This window comes from Lederbergia sp. B243.17 (assembly GCF_057657925.1).
The window spans coordinates 41,115-63,084 of the sequence record NZ_JBWBKF010000097.1 but is presented as its reverse complement, the minus strand read 5'-3'; the positions used below and the strand labels follow the sequence as shown (position 1 = coordinate 63,084).

The 21,970-nt window shown below is 49.7% G+C and carries 18 protein-coding genes, 1 other RNA gene and 1 other annotated feature; of the genes, 15 read left to right on the top strand and 4 right to left on the bottom strand.

Annotated features, from left to right (window positions below):
• Positions 1-36: 36 nt before the first annotated feature.
• Both tgt and yajC read left to right on the top strand, forming a co-directional pair.
• On the top strand, positions 37-1,176 hold the full coding sequence (gene tgt, locus AC0TWI_RS20470; protein WP_488128193.1) for a tRNA guanosine(34) transglycosylase Tgt: 1,140 nt from the start codon (positions 37-39) through the stop codon (positions 1,174-1,176).
• 42 nt (positions 1,177-1,218) lie between these two features.
• Positions 1,219-1,494 (top strand): preprotein translocase subunit YajC, encoded by a 276-nt coding sequence (gene yajC, locus AC0TWI_RS20465; RefSeq protein WP_488128192.1) that lies wholly within the window; start codon positions 1,219-1,221, stop codon positions 1,492-1,494.
• A gap of 66 nt (positions 1,495-1,560) precedes the next feature.
• Here yajC and AC0TWI_RS20460 read toward each other — a convergent pair whose 3' ends face one another.
• Positions 1,561-1,935 (bottom strand): TIGR04086 family membrane protein, encoded by a 375-nt coding sequence (locus tag AC0TWI_RS20460; protein ID WP_488128424.1) that lies wholly within the window; start codon positions 1,933-1,935, stop codon positions 1,561-1,563.
• 190 nt (positions 1,936-2,125) lie between these two features.
• Between AC0TWI_RS20460 and AC0TWI_RS20455 the strand changes: the two genes are divergently transcribed.
• Entirely contained in the window at positions 2,126-2,779 is a 654-nt protein-coding gene (locus AC0TWI_RS20455) for a DUF421 domain-containing protein (protein WP_488128191.1), read from the top strand.
• Here the strand turns inward: AC0TWI_RS20455 and spoVB are convergent.
• The gene (gene spoVB, locus AC0TWI_RS20450) at positions 2,772-4,316 is read right to left on the bottom strand and encodes a stage V sporulation protein B (RefSeq protein WP_488128190.1); all 1,545 of its coding nucleotides are present in this window, start codon (positions 4,314-4,316) and stop codon (positions 2,772-2,774) included. The two genes, AC0TWI_RS20455 and spoVB, sit on opposite strands and share 8 nt — an antisense overlap.
• 118 nt (positions 4,317-4,434) lie before the next feature.
• Between spoVB and AC0TWI_RS20445 the strand changes: the two genes are divergently transcribed.
• The 7 genes from AC0TWI_RS20445 (at position 4,435) to dtd (ending at position 13,960) form a co-directional block, all read left to right on the top strand.
• Positions 4,435-4,764 (top strand): post-transcriptional regulator, encoded by a 330-nt coding sequence (locus tag AC0TWI_RS20445; protein ID WP_488128189.1) that lies wholly within the window; start codon positions 4,435-4,437, stop codon positions 4,762-4,764.
• A 122-nt stretch (positions 4,765-4,886) separates the two neighbouring features.
• The gene (gene secDF, locus AC0TWI_RS20440) at positions 4,887-7,154 is read left to right on the top strand and encodes a protein translocase subunit SecDF (RefSeq protein WP_488128188.1); all 2,268 of its coding nucleotides are present in this window, start codon (positions 4,887-4,889) and stop codon (positions 7,152-7,154) included.
• 123 nt (positions 7,155-7,277) lie between these two features.
• Entirely contained in the window at positions 7,278-8,177 is a 900-nt protein-coding gene (locus AC0TWI_RS20435; protein WP_488128187.1) for a cation diffusion facilitator family transporter, read from the top strand.
• Between the two features lie 60 nt (positions 8,178-8,237).
• On the top strand, positions 8,238-10,607 hold the full coding sequence (gene recJ / locus AC0TWI_RS20430) for a single-stranded-DNA-specific exonuclease RecJ (protein WP_488128186.1): 2,370 nt from the start codon (positions 8,238-8,240) through the stop codon (positions 10,605-10,607).
• Entirely contained in the window at positions 10,598-11,110 is a 513-nt protein-coding gene (locus tag AC0TWI_RS20425) for an adenine phosphoribosyltransferase (RefSeq protein WP_488128185.1), read from the top strand. The genes recJ and AC0TWI_RS20425 overlap by 10 nt, the downstream gene beginning before the upstream one ends.
• A gap of 207 nt (positions 11,111-11,317) precedes the next feature.
• Positions 11,318-13,507, top strand: a complete 2,190-nt coding sequence (locus AC0TWI_RS20420; protein WP_488128184.1) for a RelA/SpoT family protein — start codon at positions 11,318-11,320, stop codon at positions 13,505-13,507.
• Positions 13,508-13,522: 15 nt separating this feature from the next.
• On the top strand, positions 13,523-13,960 hold the full coding sequence (gene dtd / locus AC0TWI_RS20415) for a D-aminoacyl-tRNA deacylase (protein ID WP_488128183.1): 438 nt from the start codon (positions 13,523-13,525) through the stop codon (positions 13,958-13,960).
• Between the two features lie 47 nt (positions 13,961-14,007).
• Here the strand turns inward: dtd and AC0TWI_RS20410 are convergent, their stop codons facing one another.
• Entirely contained in the window at positions 14,008-15,279 is a 1,272-nt protein-coding gene (locus tag AC0TWI_RS20410; protein WP_488128182.1) for an N-acetylmuramoyl-L-alanine amidase family protein, read from the bottom strand.
• A gap of 256 nt (positions 15,280-15,535) precedes the next feature.
• Here AC0TWI_RS20410 and AC0TWI_RS20405 point away from each other — a divergent pair, with 256 nt between their 5' ends.
• From AC0TWI_RS20405 to AC0TWI_RS20385, 5 genes are all read left to right on the top strand, one after another.
• The gene (locus tag AC0TWI_RS20405) at positions 15,536-15,712 is read left to right on the top strand and encodes a hypothetical protein (RefSeq protein WP_488128181.1); all 177 of its coding nucleotides are present in this window, start codon (positions 15,536-15,538) and stop codon (positions 15,710-15,712) included.
• A gap of 51 nt (positions 15,713-15,763) precedes the next feature.
• Positions 15,764-16,002: a binding site (T-box leader), on the top strand.
• A gap of 60 nt (positions 16,003-16,062) precedes the next feature.
• Positions 16,063-17,337: a histidine--tRNA ligase gene (hisS, locus tag AC0TWI_RS20400; protein ID WP_488128180.1), complete on the top strand. Its 1,275-nt coding sequence runs from the start codon at positions 16,063-16,065 to the stop codon at positions 17,335-17,337.
• A gap of 14 nt (positions 17,338-17,351) precedes the next feature.
• Entirely contained in the window at positions 17,352-19,145 is a 1,794-nt protein-coding gene (gene aspS, locus AC0TWI_RS20395) for an aspartate--tRNA ligase (RefSeq protein WP_488128179.1), read from the top strand.
• Positions 19,146-19,210: 65 nt separating this feature from the next.
• A non-coding RNA gene (gene ssrS, locus AC0TWI_RS20390) (6S RNA) lies at positions 19,211-19,399 on the top strand.
• Positions 19,400-19,779: 380 nt separating this feature from the next.
• Positions 19,780-20,553: a tRNA threonylcarbamoyladenosine dehydratase gene (locus AC0TWI_RS20385; RefSeq protein ID WP_488128178.1), complete on the top strand. Its 774-nt coding sequence runs from the start codon at positions 19,780-19,782 to the stop codon at positions 20,551-20,553.
• 52 nt (positions 20,554-20,605) lie between these two features.
• On the opposite strand, the gene AC0TWI_RS20380 is transcribed toward AC0TWI_RS20385, so the two are convergent.
• Complete coding sequence (locus AC0TWI_RS20380; RefSeq protein WP_488128177.1) at positions 20,606-21,877, bottom strand: replication-associated recombination protein A; 1,272 nt, start codon at positions 21,875-21,877, stop codon at positions 20,606-20,608.
• Positions 21,878-21,970 lie beyond the last annotated feature (93 nt).

The following is a 21,970-nucleotide window of genomic DNA, read 5'->3' as shown; positions in this document are numbered from 1 at the left end:
GGATAGAAGACTGCCGGCCGGAAGGAGATTAGCAGAATGGCTGCAATTACATATGAATTGATCAAGACCTGCAAACAGACCGGAGCGCGGCTCGGCATGATCCACACACCGCACGGATCTTATGAGACGCCGATGTTTATGCCAGTCGGCACACTCGCGACGGTGAAAACAATGTCGCCTGAAGAATTGAAGGAGATGGGGGCCGGTGTCATCCTCAGCAACACGTACCATCTGTGGCTCCGTCCCGGACACGAAATCATTAAAGAGGCGGGCGGCCTTCACAAGTTCATGAACTGGGACCAGGCGATTCTGACCGATTCCGGCGGCTTCCAAGTGTTCAGTCTCAGTGATTTCCGCAAAATCGAGGAAGAGGGTGTCCATTTCCGTAACCACTTGAACGGGGACAAGCTGTTTTTGTCACCGGAGAAATCGATGGAGGTCCAAAATGCGTTAGGCCCTGATATTATGATGGCCTTTGATGAATGCCCGCCTTATCCGGCGACGCATGAATACATGAAAAAGTCTGTCGAGCGGACGTCACGCTGGGCGGAAAGATGCCTGAACGCCCACCAGCGCCCGCATGACCAAGGCCTTTTCGGGATCGTACAAGGCGGAGAATTTGAGGATTTGCGGAAACTGAGTGCAAAAGATCTCGTTTCTCTCGATTTCCCGGGGTACGCAGTCGGTGGCCTTTCGGTAGGCGAGCCAAAAGATGTGATGAATCGTGTGCTTGAATTCACGACTCCTCTTTTGCCTGATAACAAACCGCGTTACCTGATGGGAGTCGGTTCGCCGGATTCCCTGATCGACGGAGCGATTCGCGGCATCGACATGTTCGACTGCGTGCTGCCGACAAGGATTGCCCGCAATGGGACCCTCATGACGAGCAAGGGACGCCTCGTCGTGAAAAATGCCGCCTATGCCCGTGATTTTGGCCCGATTGACGAGAATTGCGATTGCTACACTTGCAGGAATTATTCACGCGCGTATATCCGTCATTTGATCAAATGTGACGAAACGTTCGGAATTAGACTTACGACTTACCATAATTTATATTTTCTGCTAAACTTGATGGAGCAAGTCCGGAATGCGATACGAGAAGATCGTCTAGGTGACTTCAAAGAAGAGTTTTTCGAAGCATATGGGTTTAATCGCCCGGATGCGAAAAACTTCTGATGATTACATGATTGATATTTTGAACAGAAAGGAGGCGTATACATGGCAACATTGGTAAACCTATCCCCGTTTATCCTGATGTTCGTCCTGTTCTATTTTTTATTGATCAGGCCGAACCAGAAGCGCCAGAAAGCGGTTCAGACGATGCAGAGCAATTTGCAGAAGGGCGACAAGATCGTGACGATCGGCGGGCTGCATGGAACGGTTGATGCACTCGATGAAGGTGTGGTTGTCCTTGTCTGTGGCAATGGCACAAAGCTTACATATGACCGCGCTGCAATCCGCAACGTGGTCGAGTCCGTATCAGGAAGCAACTGATCCGGAAAAGGACCGTATGAAAAAAGCCGCGAAGAAGGGTGCTCCCGTCTTCGCGGCTTTGCTGTCTTACGCGGCCCGGCTCGAACCGGAAAGGATATTCACGCCAAGCACGCCGCCCATCATCGCTGTCAGCACATAGCATGTATAATAGATCACCTGTTCAAGCGAGAAGAGTGAACCATGCCCCAAATACTGATAAAGTAGAACGGACAAGGCGTACGCAAGTCCCGTCGCACCTCCGAGCAGCCACCCCTTCTGCCTGCCTTTCCCGCCGCAAATGAATCCGCCGGCAAACACGCTCAGAAACGAAATAATAGTGATCAGCAAGCGGATTGATTTTTCCTCTGTCGCCGTAAAGGCCAATATGAACGAGAAAATCAGGCTGGTGACAGCGGCCAGCAGCAATATTGTCAGCAATCCGTATACAATCGAGACCCCCATCTTTTTGGCTTCGATTTTCTTCAACCCCCTCATCAGAGCACATTTTCGCTAAAACCTGTCCCGATCGCGGTCTCTACATGTGTATTCAACCTTTCCGCCATTTAGAATGGCAGGCTGTTTGTTTTTTCCATCATTTTTCCCGAGGTTCGCGGCAAGCTATAGTCAGGCAGTACGAACGGGGGGACCAATGATGGAAAAGTACGTAATCATCATATTTCGCACCCTGCTGTTATACGGTGCGATTTTGGTGATTTTCAGATTAATGGGGAAACGGGAAATCGGAGAGCTGAGCGTACTCGACCTTGTCGTCTTTATCATGATGGGGGAGCTGGCGGTTCTGGCGATCGAGTCGCATGAAGATCCGCTGCTCGATACACTCGTACCGATTCTTGTTCTGCTGATCATTCAGATTTTACTCGCCTATCTTTCAATGAAAAGCAGGAAGGCAAGACGACTTATCGATGGAAAACCGTCTGTCATCATCAAAAATGGCAAAATTGATGAAGTAACGATGCGAAAGCACCGGTACAATTTCGATGACCTTCTCATGCAGCTCCGTCTGAAGGATGTCGCCAACATCGGTGATGTTGAATTTGCTATTTTGGAAACGTCCGGTGAGCTGTCCGTCGTCAAAAAAGAAAACGGCAAGGCTGCCTCTTATACAATCCCCTTTATTCTTGACGGCGCCATCCAGCAGGATCACCTAAGAGAGATCGGAAAAGATGAAGAGTGGCTCCGGCGCGAGCTGCGGGTAAGAGGCCATGAAAAAATAGATGACATCTCCTTTTGCAGTCAGCAGGACGGTGAATTTTATATTGACTATAGGGATACAAAGACTACTTGATGATTCGCCTGAAGAATGGAATTCTGAGAAGATCGGCTTTTTTCAACAGTTTTGCCAGTGTGATCAGTACCAGATACACGGCAATAGTCACACCGATACCCGCAAGCAGTTTGAGGACAGCAGACTCGAAAGGGAGATGGGCATATACGAACCGGCTCAAAAGTACGGTTAAAAAGGTGGCGAGGGCAAACTTTCCGTAATCGCCGAGATAGATCGTGAACTGAATCTTCTTTAGCACGGTCGCAAAATGAAGAAGCGTAACGAGCACGGTGCCTGCAGCAATGCCGAGCGCTGCTCCCATAATGCCAAATTGCGGCTGCGATGCAAGAGCAAAGATAACAGCAATTTTTACAATGGCCCCAATAAAGCTGTTGATCATTGCTGCTCTTGCCATGTCCAGCGCTTGCAGGATCGCCTGCAGCGGACCTTGGTAATAGTGGAAGATAAAAAATGGAGCCATCAGTGCCACAAACTCCGCCCCGCTTTTTGCTCCGTAAAGGAGTTTCATCAGCGGTTCGGCATAGACGAGTAAAACGACGACACAAAGCCCCCCTGACAGCAATGCAAGCCGCAGCGCCTGCTGCAGCCGGTGTTCGACGAGAGAATGCTGCCGCTTTGCATTCGCTTCGCTGATAGCCGGGACAAGAGCAGTCGCCAGCGAATGTGTGATGAAGGACGGAAGCATGAGCAGCGGCAGGGCATAGCCGGTCAGAAGCCCATACTGTTTTGTCGCAATCCCTGCCGCAACGCCCGCCAGCAGCAGACTCTGCGATACGACAATCGGTTCAAAAAACCAGGAAAGCGAGCCGACCATTCGGCTGCCCATTGTCGGCAAAGCGACCCTCATCAGCTCATCGAATGCCCCTTTCCCTGCCGAAACGGTTTTCCAGAACTTTTTCCGGACAGGGAACCGCTTTTTCACTTTGAACATTGTGAAAAGATAAAGCAGAGAGGCGAGCTCGCCAAGTACAGCTGCCACCATCGCTGCGGCCGCCGCGTACTCAATCCCCATCGGCAGGAACTTCCCCGCAAAAAAAGCGATGAGTGCGATGCGGACAATCTGTTCCAGCACATTTGAAATTGCCGCTGGCTTCATCTTCTGCCTTCCCTGAAAATATCCCCGGATGACCGAAGAAACCGCGATGATCGGAATGATCGGTGCAATGGCGGTCAGAGGCAAATACACCCGCTCATCAGTAAAAAGGAGATTGGACAGGCGTGGCGCGGCCAATATGAGCGCTGGAGTGAAGAGAAGGGAGAGGGAGACGGTGATCGATAGGGAAACAGCGAGGATTTTTTTTATCTGCCGCTGGTCTCCGCGCGCCTCCGCTTCAGCAACTGTCTTTGAAATCGCGACAGGAAGTCCCATCTGCGTAATCGTCACGACAAGAATCAGCGTCGGATAAGCCATCATGTAAAGGCCGACCCCTTCCACGCCGATCATACGGGCGATTACAATTCTATTAACAAAGCCGAGCAGCCTGGACAAGAGCCCGGCTGCCATGAGAATCATCGTTCCTTTTAAAAACTTCGACATTTGCGTCCCTGCCTTCTCAAAAGTACTGCGTTCGATTACAATAATGTATATGCAGAGAGTGGGACAAACCATGACAAGAGTTCCACGGACCGTTCCACAATAGAAAGGCGGATCGCAGATGAAGGAAAAGGTTCATCCTTATGAGGAGTCACGCAAAGTGGTACAGCCTGCGCTGGCAAGCAAGGTCGAAGAGTTTGCCGTCCTTGGCTATAAAGATGTGACAGAAAATGATTTATGGAACTTCTTGACCAGAAAAAAATGGAGGAAGCCGAAGGAAGATATTCATCTGTATGAGCTTGTAAGCGACGTTTTGTCGGCAGACGTCGGCGAATATATGAACTTTGCGACTGTCGAGGCCTTCCGCTCGCCAAATTGGTTCGCCGATCTGGAAAGCGAGGAACTGCAAGCGTTGTTAAACCCAAATGATGAGGAGAAGCCGCAAGATTAAATTGACAGCCAATTTTTTCTGCTTCATAATAGTCATGTTGCAAAGATTAGCAGATGTTCAACTATATTCATTCCATCAGCGGCTTACATAATTGATGTGCAGGCAAGGGGGATACAAAGGGAATGGTAAAAAGAAGCCGGATCGTTGCTTTCTTTCTGGTCCTGATTTTATTTGCAGGGCTCGCAGGAACAACATCCAAGACCATCATTGATAATATTAAACTAGGGTTGGACCTCCAGGGCGGTTTTGAAGTCCTTTATAAAGTAGAACCAGCGATTAAAGGACAAAAAATCGACAAGGAAGCACTCATCCATACGACCGATGCGCTCAACCGGCGCGTCAACGTCCTCGGTGTCAGCGAGCCGAGCATCCAGGTGGAAGGGAAAGACCGGATCCGGGTTCAGCTTGCCGGAGTGGAAGACCAGAACCAGGCTCGTGAAATCCTGGGCACCCAGGCAACTCTGACCTTCCGTGATGTGAACGACAATCTGATGATGGATGGAACTGATCTTGTTGAAGGCGCATCGAAAATGACCTTCAACCAGAACAACCAGCCGGTCGTCCTTGTCCAGCTGAAAGATAAGAAGAAATTCCGTGATATCACCGAGAAAATCGTCAGCATGGCTCCGAATAACCAGCTAGTCATCTGGCTCGATTTCGAAGAAGGTGTGGATTCCTATGCGAAAGCGGTGAAAGAGGGCAGTGATAAGATGCTCTCCGCTCCGAATGTGCGCGAGGTTTTCAACACGAATGAGGTAACGATCGAAGGAAGCTTTACGAGTGAGGAAGCCGAAAACCTGGCGAACCTGCTGAATGCCGGTGCACTCCCTGTAAAGCTTACAGAACAGTATTCAACTTCCGTTGGCGCTCAATTCGGGGAATCGGCGATGAACAAGACTGTAACGGCCGGGATTATCGGCATTGCGATCATCTTCCTGTTCATGATTGTCTACTACCGCCTCCCGGGCTTCGTAGCAACAATCACACTTTCGATTTATATTTACCTGATTCTGCTTATTTTTGATCTGATGAACGGCGTATTGACACTGCCGGGAATAGCGGCCCTCGTTCTCGGGGTCGGAATGGCCGTCGACGCCAACATTCTTACGTATGAACGGCTGAAAGAAGAGATCAAGGTCGGGCGTACGATCAAATCGGCATTCCAGGCCGGCAACAAATCGTCATTCGTTGCCATCCTTGATGCGAACCTTACAACCTTGCTGGCAGCAGCCGTCCTGTTCTATTTCGGGAATAGCTCAGTTAAAGGCTTTGCGACGATGCTCATTATTTCCATTCTTATGAGCTTCCTGACAGCCGTGTTCGGCTCTCGTCTACTGCTTGGTTTCTGGATCGACAGCAGACTGTTCAGAAATTCTCCAGGCTGGTTCGGCGTCAAGAAGAAGGATATCCATGATATCTCCGAAAACTTTAATACACATAACCTGAAAACACCGTTTGACCGTTTTGACTTTGTAAAAAATCGCAAAAAGTTCTATATCCTTTCCACTGCACTGCTCTTGGCCGGAATCATCGTCCTCGGTGTATTCCGTCTCAACCTTGGAATTGACTTTTCGAGCGGAACACGGGTGGAAATCGATGCAGGCAAAACCGTTACAACCGAAGAAATTAAAAAGGATTTGGATGCAATTGACATGCCTTCCGATAACATTGTCCTTTCCGGCAACAAATCGGATATCGGGGTTGTCCGTTATAAAGGCGTGATGGACAAGCAGGAGATCGCCTCATTGAAGGACCATTTTAGCAAGAAGTACGGTTCAGAACCGAACGTGAGCACTGTATCTTCGACTGTTGGTAAGGAGCTTGTGAAAAATGCGATCTATGCGCTGCTGATCGCGGCAGTGGGAATTGTCATCTACGTGTCGTTCCGTTTCGAATGGCGGATGGGACTTTCCTCAATCCTCGGCCTAGTGCATGATGCGTTCTTCATCCTTGCGTTCTTCAGCCTGACCCGGCTTGAAGTCGACATCACGTTCATTGCAGCCGTTCTGACGATTGTCGGATACTCGATCAATGACACGATTGTCACTTTTGACCGGATCCGCGAAAACATGACCGATAAGCGGAAGATTAAGACGGAAGAAGAAATCGCTGAGATTGTCAACAAGGGCTTGCGCCAGACGCTGACACGTTCTGTTAATACCGTTCTTACGGTTATCATCACTGTTGTTGCGCTGTTGATTTTCGGAAGCGAATCGATCCGCAACTTCTCGCTCGCTTTGTTAGTCGGCTTGTTGGCAGGAACCTATTCATCTATTTTCATCTCAGCCCAGCTGTGGTATGACTTGAAAGTGAGAGAACTCCGGAAAACGGGACCGATCAGCACAGTGAAAGAAAAGAAGAAATGGACATCTGACGAACCTCAGGTGTAATAAAGATTTACCGATTCGGCAAAAACCGCAGACATCCTGCGGTTTTTTGCATCTGATGGGGAAATGCTATAGCATGGAGCAACTGTTTGTTACAATAGTTCCAAGGAATGTAAGGAGGTAGCCATGACAGAAAAAGACCGTTTCAAGCAGGCTGAATTTGCCGCTTGGCTTGGAATCATCGTCAATGTAATTTTAACGATCGTAAAAGGGGTTTTTGGCGTAATCTCTCATAGTAAGGCGCTGATAGCGGATGCCGTGCACTCAGCATCGGATATCGCCGGATCTCTTGCAGTCTATGTCGGGCTGCGTGCGGCAAAACAGCCGCCTGATGAGGATCACCCGTATGGACACGGAAAAGCGGAGTCGATTGCGGCCATCATTGTCGCTGTCTTGCTCTTTATAGTCGGTGTCCAAATCGGGAAATCCTCTATCGAAGCATTTTTCACGAGAGTCGAAGCGCCAAGCGGGCTCGCGATTTATGCCGTCGCCTTTTCGATTGTCGTCAAAGAGGCGCTGTTCCGTTATAAGTACGCGCTTGGGAAAAAGCTGAACAGCGAGGCGCTTATCGTGAATGCATACGAGCACCGGTCTGATGTTTACTCTTCGATTGCTGCGCTGATCGGAATCGGGGCATCGATCATCGGGAAAAAGGTGGACATTCCCTGGCTTGTCTATGGGGATGCCGTCGCTGGTCTTGTCGTATCCATTCTCGTATTGGTGATGGCATGGAAACTCGGAAAAGACTCGATTCACACAGCGCTTGACCATGTTCTACATAAGGAGGACACAGTTAAGTTTTTCGATATGGTCAGTTCCGTTCCCGGTGTGCTTAGGATCGATGAATTATACGCACGGGAGCATGGATATTATGTCATTATTGATTTGAAAATTTCAGTTGACCCAAACATCACCATCGAAGCGGCCCATATGATTGGAAAGCAGGTAAAGGCGAAGCTGATGGAAATGCCGGATGTCCACAATGTGCTCGTCCACATCAATCCCTATTCGGAAGATGCGCAATGATTCTATCTTCCAATCGCTCTTCCTGGATTGTATAATGAGTTAGTCAAGAGGAGTGAGAAAATGCTTTTGCCAAAAACGCGCTGGGTTGTTGATCAAACGAATGAAGACGCCCGCGCTCTATTAATGGATACATTGAATCTTTCGCCCCTCGTTGCTGCTTTGCTGGCAAATCGGGGCATCACTGACCCCGCAGAGGCGGAATTATTTTTACATTGTGAGAGACAAGATTTTCATGATCCCTTTATGATGGAGGGAATGGAGAAGGCGGTTGACCGTATTAAAAAGGCAGCGGCATCCGGAGAAACGATTCTCGTATACGGGGATTATGATGCGGATGGCGTAACGAGCACATCAATTATGATGACAGTCCTGCGCGATCTTGGAGCCAATGCATCCTACTACATACCGAACCGGTTCACGGAAGGATACGGGCCGAATGAGGCTGCCTTCCGGAAGGCGCATGAAGCGGGTGTATCACTCATCATTACGGTGGACACCGGCATTTCCGCGCTTCATGAAGCGGAAGTGGCAAAGGAACTTGGAATGGACCTGATCATCACCGATCACCATGAGCCGCGGCCGGAATTGCCGGATGCGTTTGCAATCGTCCATCCGAATTTACCGGGGACAGGCTATCCTTTTCATTACCTCGCAGGGGCCGGCACGGCCTTTAAGCTGGCGCATGCTTTGTACGGGGAAGTGCCGGAAGCATTGCTCGATCTTGCCGCTATCGGGACAATCGCGGACCTTGTTCCGCTAAAAGGGGAAAACCGGCTGATTGCCTCTCGAGGATTAAAAAGGCTAACGCAAACGGACCGTCCGGGTTTGAGGGCGTTATGCCAAATCAGCGGTGTGTCGCCGGCTGAGGCGACAGAAGAGACGGTCGGCTTTGCCATCGGCCCGCGTCTTAATGCGGCGGGCCGTCTGGACCATGCCGGTCCGGCGGTTGAGCTGCTTTTGGCGGAGGATTCTGAGCAGGCACGCATGCTGGCAGATGAAATAGATGGAATGAATAAAGAGCGCCAGGCGATCGTTGCTGATATTTCGAAGGAAGCGATCAGGATCGTCGAGGAAAACTTCCCGCTTGAAACGAATTCTGTCCTGGTCGTCGGCCAGGAAGGATGGAACCCGGGAGTGATCGGGATTGTAGCATCCCGGCTTGTCGAGCGTTTTTACCGCCCGGCGATTGTCCTGAGCTTTGACAGAGAGACCGGAATGGCGAAGGGCTCGGCCCGAAGCATCCCGGGCTTCGATCTGTTTAAAAATCTGTCGGCCTGTGCGGATCTCCTTCCGCATTACGGCGGCCATACGATGGCAGCTGGTATGACGCTTGCAATTGATGACGTTGATGAATTGCGTGACAGGCTGAACAGGGCCGCAGAGGAACAGCTTGAAGAAAAAGATTTCATCCCTGTCACCCGGCTTGATGCTGAGGTTGACCTTGGCGACATCAGTCTCTCTTCGATTGCGGAGCTCGGAAAGCTTGCCCCATATGGGATGGACAATCCGAAGCCCGTTATCAAAATCGATAAAGTGAAAACGAAGGATATCCGGAAAATCGGGAGCAGCCATAACCACCTGAAGATGATGCTTGATAATGGCGAGGCACAGCTCGATGCGATCGGCTTCCAGCTTGGCCATCTTGCAGACGGCATTTCACCGGTTTCCGAAGTGTCGGTGATCGGTGAATTGTCGATTAATGAATGGAACCAGATGAGAAAGCCGCAGATTTTCCTCAAGGACGTTGCAGTCAGTGAGTGGCAGCTGTTTGATTTCAGAGGGCATAGACAGCCAAAACAATGGCTTCCGCTTTTGCCGGATAATAACCTGCTATTCGTATTTTTCCGGGCGGAAAATGCCCGCTTGCCATTCCCGATGCCAAAAGGCGCCGAGACGCTGCTTGCAGAAAATGCGGAGGCAGCAAAGGCAGCGATTCTTGACGGCAAGCATATAGTGCTCTATGACTTGCCTGAAAATCTGGCTCAGGTGGAAAACCTGATCGGCGGCAAGTCGCCTGCCCGCATTTATCTTCACCTTGCACATGAACGGGAGCAGTTTTTCAGCCAGCTGCCGACCCGGGAGCATTTTAAGTGGTATTATGCTTTTCTGCTGAAAAGAAAAACGTTCGATGTGAGCAAACACGGGAAAGATCTTGCAGCCTACAGGGGATGGCCAAGCGATACAATTTCCTTCATGTCAAAAGTGTTTTTTGAACTGGGATTTGTTACAATGAATGATGGAGTTCTTTCCATTCAACCAGGAAAAATGAAGAAAGACTTATCCGAGGCTCCCGCTTACAAGAAAAAGCAGGCGGAAATCGAAGTGGAGAATAAATTATTGCTTTCGTCTTTTCAACAGGCCAAGCAATGGTTTGATGAGAGGGTCGCAAACCCTGTCCTACATGAGGAGGAAACAAAAGCATGGACTTAAAACAATATATTACGATAGTAGAGGATTGGCCAAAGCCGGGCATCAGATTTAAAGATATCACGACCCTGATGGACAATGGCGATGCATACCGCTATGCGACCGACCAGATTGTCGAATACGCAAAAGAAAAAGGCATCGACCTCGTCGTGGGTCCTGAAGCACGTGGATTCATTATCGGCTGCCCTGTCGCCTATGCGCTCGGAGTAGGGTTCGCCCCTGTCCGGAAGGAAGGAAAATTGCCGCGGGAAACGATTAAGGCTTCATACGGAAAAGAGTATGGAAAAGATGCCCTTACCATCCATAAGGATGCGATCAAGCCGGGCCAGCGTGTTCTGATCACAGACGACTTGCTTGCTACAGGAGGAACAATAGAAGCGACAATCGAACTTGTGGAAAAGCTTGGCGGTGTCGTGGCAGGTATCGCGTTCCTGATTGAATTGACGTACCTCGAAGGAAGAAATAAGCTAGAAGGCTATGATCTTCTGACATTGATGCAGTTCTGATAGGAGAGACTGCCCGGAAAGCCGCATGCCGGCTTCCCGGGCAGTCTTTATCTTATCTTCAATTTCTACAGCACTTTTCGACAAATTTCTTCAAATGCCAACAAAAATCCAACAATGCCTTTACAAGAGACGCTTCTTTCTTGATAATATAGATTATACCCATTTTCAAAATAGACTTTTTCTAATTTTTATAAAAAGGTGATCCTCATGGCTAATGATCAAATTTTAACGGCTGACGAAGTGATTCAGAAGACAAGCAAATATTTAAATGAGGAACACGTTGCACTTGTTAGGAAGGCATATGAGTTCGCGCGTGAAGCCCATCAGCACCAGTTTCGCAAATCCGGCGAGCCATATATCATCCACCCGATTCAGGTGGCCGGAATCCTTGCCGACCTGGAAATGGATCCGGCGACGGTGGCTGCGGGGTTTCTTCATGATGTCGTCGAAGATACGGATGTGACCATCGCCGACATTTCTGCAGAATTTGGCAGTGAAGTTGCCATGCTTGTCGACGGCGTGACGAAGCTCGGAAAAATCAAGTACAAGTCACAGGAAGAACAGCAGGCGGAAAATCACCGGAAAATGTTTGTCGCCATGGCCCAGGATATCCGGGTCATATTGATAAAATTGGCGGACAGACTTCATAATATGCGGACGCTTAAGCATCTGCCGCCTGAAAAACAGCGAAGAATCGCCAACGAAACACTTGAAATTTTTGCCCCTCTAGCCCACAGACTCGGAATTTCAAAAATCAAATGGGAGCTGGAAGATACCTCTCTCCGTTATTTGAATCCACAACAATATTACCGGATCGTCAACCTGATGAAACGAAAGCGCAATGAACGCGAGCAGTATTTGGAAAATGTCATGAATGAAGTGAAAGAACGACTTGATGAGGTGGAGATCAAGGCGGAGGTCTCAGGCAGGCCGAAGCATATTTACTCCATTTACCGGAAGATGGTCTACCAGCATAAACAATTCAATGAAATTTATGACTTACTCGCTGTCCGGATCATCGTGAACAGCATCAAGGATTGCTATGCCGTCCTTGGCATTATCCATACATGCTGGAAGCCGATGCCCGGCCGTTTCAAAGATTATATCGCCATGCCGAAGCCGAACATGTACCAGTCGCTACATACGACAGTGATCGGCCCGAAAGGCGAGCCGCTTGAAGTGCAAATCCGGACGAAGGAGATGCACCGGATTTCTGAATACGGGGTTGCTGCCCACTGGGCGTACAAAGAAGGGAAACAGATGGACCAGGCTGCCTCTTTTGAGAAGAAGCTATCCTGGTTCCGTGAGATTCTCGAGTTCCAGAATGAATCCGAAAACGCGGAGGAATTCATGGAGTCGCTGAAAATCGACTTGTTTTCTGATATGGTTTTCGTCTTCACGCCGAAAGGGGACGTTATTGAGCTGCCTTCCGGTTCTGTTCCGATTGACTTTGCCTACCGCATCCACTCGGAGATCGGCAACAAGACAATCGGGGCGAAAATTAACGGGAAGATGGTTACGCTCGATTACAAGCTGAAGACCGGCGACATCATTGAAATTCTGACTTCGAAGCATTCCTACGGCCCGAGCCAGGACTGGCTGAAGCTGGCCCAGACTTCACAGGCGAAAAACAAGATCAGGCAGTTTTTCAAAAAGCAGCGGAAAGATGAGAACATCGTCAAAGGCAAAGAAATGGTTGAGAAAGAAATCCGTGAGATGGATTTCGAGCTGAAGGAAATCCTCACTTCGGATAACGTTAAAAAAGTCGCAGAAAAGTTCAACTTCCCGAATGAGGAAGACATGTACGCAGCTGTCGGCTATAACGGCATCTCGGCTATACAGGTCGCCAACCGCCTGACGGAAAAATGGCGGAAAAAGCGAGATGAGGAAGAAGCGATTAAGGAAATTGTCGCTGATCCGAAGCAGGAAGAACGGAAAAAACGCCATGATGCAGGAGTGACTGTCAAAGGAGCGGATAATCTGCTCATCCGACTGTCCCGCTGCTGCAATCCGGTTCCTGGCGATGACATTGTCGGCTTTATCACGAAAGGACGAGGCGTTTCGGTTCACCGGGCGGATTGCCCCAACCTTGATGCGGATGAGATGGAGAACCGACTGATCCCGGTCGAGTGGGAGTCGGGCAACGATCAGGCGAAAGAATACAATGTAGAGATCGAAATTTACGGCTATGATCGAAACGGCCTGCTCAATGAAGTTCTTCAGACAGTCAGTGCCTCGAAAACGAATATTACAGCCGTAACCGGCAGGTCAGACCGAAACAAGATGGCGACGATTATTATGACGATTTCCATCCGCAATATCGCCCATCTCCACAAAGTGGTGGACAAAATCAAGCAAATTCCGGATATATATGCGGTCCGCAGGATCATGAATTAAAGGGGAAAACCGAGCATGAGAGTGTTACTGCAAAGATGTAAAAACGCAAGTGTAGAAGTGAACGGAGAGATTGTCGGCCGGGCGGGCAGCGGCTTTATGCTGCTTGTCGGCGTCACCCATGAGGATACGGAAGAAGCGTGCAATTGGCTGGCTGAGAAGATTGTTCACCTCCGTGTGTTCGAGGATGAAGAAGGGAAGATGAACCGCTCCTTGTTGGACGTGGGTGGAAGCATCCTTTCCATTTCGCAGTTCACACTATACGGTGATTGCAGCAAAGGCAGGAGGCCGAACTTCATGGAGGCAGCCAAACCCGAGCTTGCCGAGAAGCTATACGATTACTTCAACGAACAGCTGAGGGAAAAAGGCGTCCACGTTGAGACTGGTATCTTCGGAGAAATGATGAACGTTTCTTTGACGAACGACGGTCCGGTTACGCTGATGCTGGAAAAGTGAAATAAACAAGCGGGAAGAGACGATTGTCTCTTCCCGCTTGTTTTGTTTTATTGCTTGAAGTAGGCATCTAAACCTTCATAAATCGCCTTGGCTGCTTTTTTCTGGTATCGCTTCGTTTTAATAATGTTTTCTTCTTTTCGATTGCTCATGTAGCCCAACTCAAGAAGAACGGCAGGTGTCGAGTTTTCCCGGATAACGAAATAGTCGCCAAAGCGGACGCCGCGGTCACGAGTGCTGGATGTCGCGGCCAATTCAGTATGAATCGCTTCGGCCATCGCTTTTTCAAAAGGATAATAATAGTACGTAGTATGGCCCTGGATGGTGTCATTTTCAGCGCTGTCATAGTGAAGGCTGATAAACGCATCCGCTTCGTTTGTCACGGCGATGTCTGTTCTGCTCTGGAGGCTTTTGTACTTGTCGCTGGAGCGGGTCATGATTACGGAGGCGCCTGCTTTCTCCAAATAATCGGCCAAATAATCCGCGGTTTTCAGCGTAAGGTCTTTCTCCAATGTTCCTCTTGCACCAGATGCCCCTTGGTCGCGGCCTCCGTGCCCAGGATCAAGAACGATCGTTTTTCCGGCGAGCCCTTTACTGTCGCTTTTCTTTTTTGGCTCGTCCTCTTTTGTGACAATCCAGCTGGCCACATAACCGGATTTTCCGTTTTTAACCTGGATCTTGAACCAATCGCCGATTTGTTCCAGTACTTGAAAAATTTCACCTGATGAAGCCGTTGCGATAACTCCTGATGAGAGGTCGGCACCCTCGCGGATGTTGGTTCCATCATGAACGATTTTGATCGAGCCTTGTGGAGCAGCACTTTCTTTCGCTGTTTCCGCTTTTTCAGAAGAAGAGGAGACGAATTCGGCGCTTACCCAAGCCGATTTTCCCTCAAAATCAATTTCAAGCCAGCCGTTCGTTTTTCTGATGATATGTACTGTGTCACCTTCATGCAATTTCCCCGTGATCGCCGCATCCTGTCCAGGTGCTTCTCGGACGTTCAGCCGATCCGCTGTCACTTTCCCGGTTGATGTTTGCTTGCGCTCGCCTTCTCTGGCGGCGAGCCAGTCCGCTACCCAGCCTTTTTTCCCGTCCGGCAAGGTGATTTCGTACCAGCCATCCCGATGATTTTTAAAAGGATACGTTTCTCCTTCATGAATCTGGGTAATTACAGGATATGAAGTGCCGGGCTGCTCCCGGACATTCACCCCGTTATCTGTGACGATGATTTTTCCTGTTTCCGCTCCAATCTTTGGCGTATTCAATATACAAAACGCCAGGATGAGCAGACCGGCACAGAGTAAAACGATTTTTTTTTGCATTTATTCTGACCGCCTTTCCCATTATGCATTTTACCATCGGCTCGTAAAAAAGGAAAACGTTCTTACGGGCTATATTCGAGAAAAAAGAAGCAAACCCTCTCTGTCCAGCATAATTATTTAAAAATAGGACATACTTAACAGGAATATTGAAGCAAAAACGTTCCGCTGCCAGACTGCCTTTTTGAATCAATAACGTGAAGTTGGCTGCGCAGTCTCATAAGGACAGACCAAAAACGCAGACGAAGGAGGCGTACGGATGAGAGCAGAGGAGAATTTTCGTCAGGCGGCAAACAGAGGGCTTCCGCCTGTAGATTTCAGCTTAAGAAATCAATTGGATATGGAATATACCGCGATCACAGCCGATACGGCGGGAGAGTACGGGATTGCCCCGGCTGATGTGAAGGATTTAAAAGGAAAACTGACAAGATCATAGGGCGGTATTGACAAACGGCGATCCTTTCCACTATGATTGTTAAATAATCATACCAGGCCAATGAGGGAGAGAGTACTCAGAGACCGGGCTGCCAAGAGAGGAAATGCCGTGGCTGGAAGCATTTCTGCAATTCGTTCTGAGGAAAGACACTCCGTAGGCTTCCGCTTTGAACGGGGCTGGACGACAGCGCTCAGTAAAGGATGGACGTGGACAGGCGTTAACTGTTTAAAGTGGAAGCATGAACGCTTCAAAAAGGGTGGCACCGCGGGAATACGGCTCTCGTCCCTTGTTTTTCGGAACAAGGGACGGGAGTCTTTTTGTATTTACATAACGAATAAGGGGGTTAAACAATGTCCATTCAAATACCTAGGGGTACACAGGATATCCTGCCGGGAACGGTGGAAAAGTGGCAATGGATTGAATCGGCTGCACGTGATCTATGCCGGCGCTATCAGTATCACGAAATCCGTACGCCGATGTTTGAACAAACAGAATTGTTTCAGCGCGGGGTCGGCGACACAACCGATATCGTCCAAAAAGAAATGTATTCGTTCCAAGACAGGGGAGGGCGTGATTTAACGCTTCGTCCTGAAGGAACTGCGGCAGTCGTCCGTTCTTTTGCTGAACATAAAATGTACGGAAATGCGGAGCAGCCCGTCAAATTGTATTACATGGGGCCGATGTTCCGCTATGAAAGGCCGCAAGCGGGAAGATACCGGCAATTTGTCCAGTTTGGTGTGGAAGCGCTCGGAAGCAAGGATCCGGCAATTGATGCGGAGGTCATTTCAGTGGCCATGCAATTTTACCGCCAATTGGGCTTGAAAAAACTTCGCCTCGTCATTAACAGTCTGGGGGATGCGGAAAGCCGCACGGCCCACAGAAAAGCGCTTGTCGATCATTTCTCGGGCCGGATCGATGAATTTTGCGGAGACTGCCAGGCCCGTCTTGAAAAGAATCCGCTCCGTATCCTGGACTGCAAGAAGGACCGGGATCATGAGCTGATGGCGACGGCTCCGTCGATATTGGATTATTTGAGCGAGGAATCTGCTGCTTATTTTGAGAAGGTGCAGAGCTATCTGACAGAGATGGGCTTTGAGTTTATCGTCGATCCGACGCTTGTCAGGGGCCTTGATTACTATAATCATACCGCGTTTGAAATCATGAGTGAGGCGGAAGGATTCGGCGCAATCACTACTCTATGCGGAGGCGGCCGATATAACGGGCTTGTCGAGGAAATCATGGACGGTCCGAGCACACCGGGCATCGGTTTTGCACTGAGCATCGAACGTGCACTCAGCGCGTTGGAAGCGGAAAGTGTGGAAATCGACTTTAAGCAGTCTGCTGATCTTTATGTAATTGCACTTGGTGAAAAGGCCCAGGATTATTCTGTCGGTCTTCTGCAAAAGCTTCGCAATGCCGGATATTCTGCAGAACGTGATTATATGGGCCGCAAGCTTAAAGCACAATTCAAATCTGCGGAAAGGCTCGGTGCCAAATATGCACTGATTCTAGGCGATGACGAGCTGGAAACCGGATCGGCATCGTTGAAAAACTTAGAGACTGGGGAGCAGGAACAGTATCCGCTCCATAATTTTATAGAAGAATTCGGCAAAATCAGCCGTTGAGGAGGAAGCACTTCATGTATGGAAGAACGTATTATTGCGGTGAGATCACCGAGAAGGCGATCGGCGAAGAAATAGTGTTAAAGGGCTGGGTCCAGCGGAGGCGCGACCTCGGCGGACTGATTTTTATCGATTTGCGCGACAGATCAGGGATTGTCCAAATTGTGTTCAATCCTGAGGTATCAAAAGAGGCACTGGCGACAGCGGAAAAGATCCGTAACGAGTATGTGCTGGATGTTAAAGGAAAGGTTGTCGGCCGCCAGGAGAATACCGTCAACCCGAATTTGAAAACCGGCAAGATCGAAGTGCTTGTCTCTGACATTACGATTATCAATGAGGCGAAAACACCGCCGTTCGGCATCGAAGACAAATGTGAGGCGGCAGAAGAAATTCGCTTGAAATACAGATACCTGGACCTGCGCCGGAAGGAAATGTTTGATGTCTTCAAGCTGCGCAGCGACATTACAAAAACAGTCCGCAATTTTCTTGACAACGAAGGGTTCCTTGACATCGAAACACCGATTTTGACGAAGAGCACCCCGGAAGGCGCACGCGACTATCTCGTGCCGAGCCGTGTTCATCCAGGCGAATTCTATGCGCTCCCGCAATCACCGCAAATTTTCAAGCAGATGCTGATGGTCAGCGGTTTTGACAAGTACTATCAGATCGCTCGCTGCTTCCGTGACGAAGACCTGCGTGCGGACCGCCAGCCGGAATTTACCCAAATTGACATCGAGATGAGCTTTATGGGCAAAGAGGAAATTCGCGAAATGGTGGAAAGAATGCTCCAAAAAGTGATGAAGGATGCAAAAGGGGTAGAAGTGAGCACTCCGTTCCCAACGATGACCTATGCGGACGCGATGGCAAGATACGGATCTGACAAACCGGACACCCGCTTCGAAATGGAGCTGCAAAATGTATCTGACCTTGTAGCCGACTCAGGCTTCAAAGTGTTTGCCGGTGCAGTGGAAGGCGGCGGCGAAGTAAAAGCGCTCGTCGTGAAAGATGCTGCTTCACGCTATTCACGGAAAGATATTGACGGCCTTGGCGAGTTTGCCGCCCGTTACGGTGCAAAAGGTCTTGCGTGGATGAAAGTCGAGGAAGAAGGATTGAAAGGCCCGATTGCTAAATTCTTTGGCGAAGAAGACCAGGCTGCCCTGACTTCTCGTGTTGGTGCCGAGACGGGTGACCTTCTCCTGTTCGTTGCCGATAAGAAAAAGGTCGTAGCCGAAGCGCTCGGTGCACTCCGCTTAAAGCTTGCGAAAGATCTTGGACTGATCGACGAAGCAAAATACAACTTCCTTTGGGTGACAGACTGGCCGCTTTTGGAATACGACGTGGACGAAGACCGTTACTATGCCGCGCACCATCCGTTCACCATGCCGGTAAGAGATGAACTCCACCTGCTGGAGACGGACCCTGCCAGCGTCCATGCTGAGGCATATGACGTCGTTTTGAACGGCTACGAACTCGGTGGCGGTTCTCTCCGGATTTTCGAGCGCGACATCCAGGAAAAAATGTTCGCGGCACTCGGCTTTTCGCCAGAGGAAGCAAAAGAACAGTTCGGCTTTTTAATGGACGCTTTCGAATACGGCACACCGCCGCATGGTGGAATTGCACTCGGACTTGACCGGATGGTCATGCTTCTGGCCGGCCGCCAAAGCCTCCGTGACACCATCGCCTTCCCGAAAACGGCGAGCGCCAGCGACTTGCTCATGAAGGCACCTGACGAAGTGAGCGGAGCCCAGCTGGAAGAGCTCAGCCTTCGCACAACAGCGACCAAGGAAGAGACTGGTACTAAAGAACGGTAATGCAAAATGAAGCGCTTTCTCGTTGAATTTTCAAAAACGCTGTGCTAATATAAAACCAATAAAAGAAAGTCCTGATGTGTTCGTCTTTACACCTTTTCGTTTTGACCGACAAGTTTTAACCTAGGGAGTCTGGAGTTTCCGGACCGAGCGCAAGCCTCCTCCGAGAGGACGCGCGAGGCCTGGGGCAGGACACCCACCTGCTGAGAGCGGGTTCAAAACATAGGATTTACATGGACGGCACGATTGGGACTTTCCTAAACTGAGAACTTACAAGCAGCCGCTTTCGAGCGGCTGCTTTTTGGTGTTGTTTTGGAGGCTTTGGCTGCAAGAGGGCGGTGTGGCATGTGGGATACGGCCATGTGCCCGATAGTTAAGATGTATCCCAGTGAGGGTCACATAGAATGCTCCAATGTGCCCGATGAGTGAGCAGTTCGCTGGCGAGGGTCACATAGAACGCTCCAATGTTCCCGACGAGCAAGCAGTCCACATGAGAAAGTTACATAGATGCCTGTTCCATCCCAAAAGCATTCAAAAAGAGGAAGTTTCCTGGCTGTCAAAGGTATTTTTAATTGCATGTTTTGCTTTTCTCCATTAATCTGAAAAGATACTACATGAATGTCTGGAGAGGATAGTTATGCTGCATCAATTTTCCCGTAATGAGCTGGCGTTTGGCAAGGAAGGGCTGGATATTCTGAAGGGTTCCACGGTTGCCATTCTAGGTATCGGAGGTGTCGGCACGTTTGCTGCTGAAGCTCTTGCCCGTTCCGGAGTCGGTAAGCTGATTCTCGTTGACAAGGACGATGTGGACATTACGAATGTGAACAGGCAGATTATCGCTTTGCTTTCCACAGTCGGGCAGCCGAAGGCAGATTTGATGAAGGAAAGAATTGCCGACATCAATCCTGATTGTGAAGTGGTTGCACTGAAAATGTTTTATACGGAAGAGACGTATGAGAAGTTCTTTGCCGAGAAGCCCGATTATGTGGTGGATGCATCCGACACGATCGTTTACAAAATTCACCTGATCAAAGAGTGCCTGCGACGCGGCATCCCGATGATTTCTTCGATGGGAGCGGCGAACAAAATGGATCCGACCCGCTTCATGGTCAAGGACATTTTCAAGACGCATACCGATCCAATTGCAAAAGTGATTCGGACAAGGCTTAGAAAAGAGGGCTATAAAAAAGGCGTTCCGGTCGTTTTTTCGGATGAAAGCCCGATTGTCATCCGCGAGGACGTCAAGAAGGTTGTCGGCAAGGAGGATTCCGAAATCCGCAAGGTGCAAATGCCGCCGGCCTCGAATGCATTCGTCCCGTCTGTTGCCGGATTGATCATGGCAAGCTATGTGGTGCGTGACCTGCTGAAGGATATTCCGATTCAGCGTGTATCGGATAAAGGACAAGCGTAAGCTGGAAAACAAACATCCCGTACCAATGCATCGCAAGGTACGGGATGTTTTTTTACGATTTTTTATGGATATTGTCATAGATGGCAGAGAGCGCCTGCTCGAACTTGCCCGTCTTTTTCGGCTCGTAGTACTTTTTGTTTTTCAGCTTGTCTGGGAGATATTGCTGGCTCACCCAGCCGGATTCGTAATCATGCGGATATTTGTAGCCGATCCCTCTGCCGAGCTCAGCAGCGCCTTTATAATGGGCGTCTTTTAAGTGAGCTGGGACTTCTCCGGATAACCCGGCACGGATGTCAGCAAGGGCTGCGTCGATTGCAGTAATCGCCGAATTCGATTTTGGCGAAAGGCATAGTTCAATTACGGCATTGGCGAGCGGGATCCTCGCTTCCGGGAAGCCGATCTTTTCAGCAGTCTCCACTGCTGCGAGCGTCCGCGGGCCGGCCTGCGGATTGGCGAGACCGATGTCTTCATAGGCGATGACAAGCAGCCGTCTCGCAATGCTTGGCAAATCGCCGGCTTCAATCAAGCGGCCGAGATAATGGAGCGCAGCATTCGCATCGCTCCCTCTAATTGATTTCTGAAAACCGCTCAGCACGTCATAATGGGCATCACCGTTCCGGTCGTGAGCGAGTCCCTTTTTCTGCAGGCATTCCGCGGCGATGTCCGCTGTAATATGGATTTTTCCACTGTTCTCAGGCTCTGTTGATAAAACGGCGAGCTCAAGGGCATTCAATGCGCTTCTCGCATCTCCGTTCGCCGCGCGGGCAAAGTAATCGAGGGCATCCTCGTCCAGCTCAAGCGGGTACTCGCCAAGCCCCCGTTCTGCATCATGGATTGCCCGCTCTAATGTTTGTTTCATCTCTTCCTCGGTCAAAGGAAAGAGCTCGAAAATCTGACATCGGCTTCGGATCGCCGGATTGATTGCATGGTACGGGTTGCTCGTCGTCGCCCCGATCAGGACGATTCTTCCATTCTCAAGATGGGGGAGCAGGAAATCCTGTTTTGCCTTGTCCAGCCGATGCACCTCGTCCAAAAGAAGGATGACTTTTCCACTCATTTTCGCCTCTGCCGCGACAATTTCCATGTCTTTTTTATTATTCGTCACTGCGTTCAATGTGCGGAAGGCATAGCGGGTACTCCCGGCAATGGCACTGGCAATCGACGTTTTGCCGATTCCGGGCGGACCGTACAGGATCATGGAAGACAGTTGCTTCGCTTTTACCATCCGGCTGATGATTTTTCCGTCGCCGACAAGGTGCTGCTGCCCGGCAACCTCTTCAATCGTCCGCGGCCTCATACGGTACGCCAATGGCTGTTGATTCATGGACATCTCTCCAAACTTTTGTTCTCATCATCATCTTCCTCCATCATAGCAAATCAACTGCAAATATGCATTCGTCTTTGCATCATCGTTTAA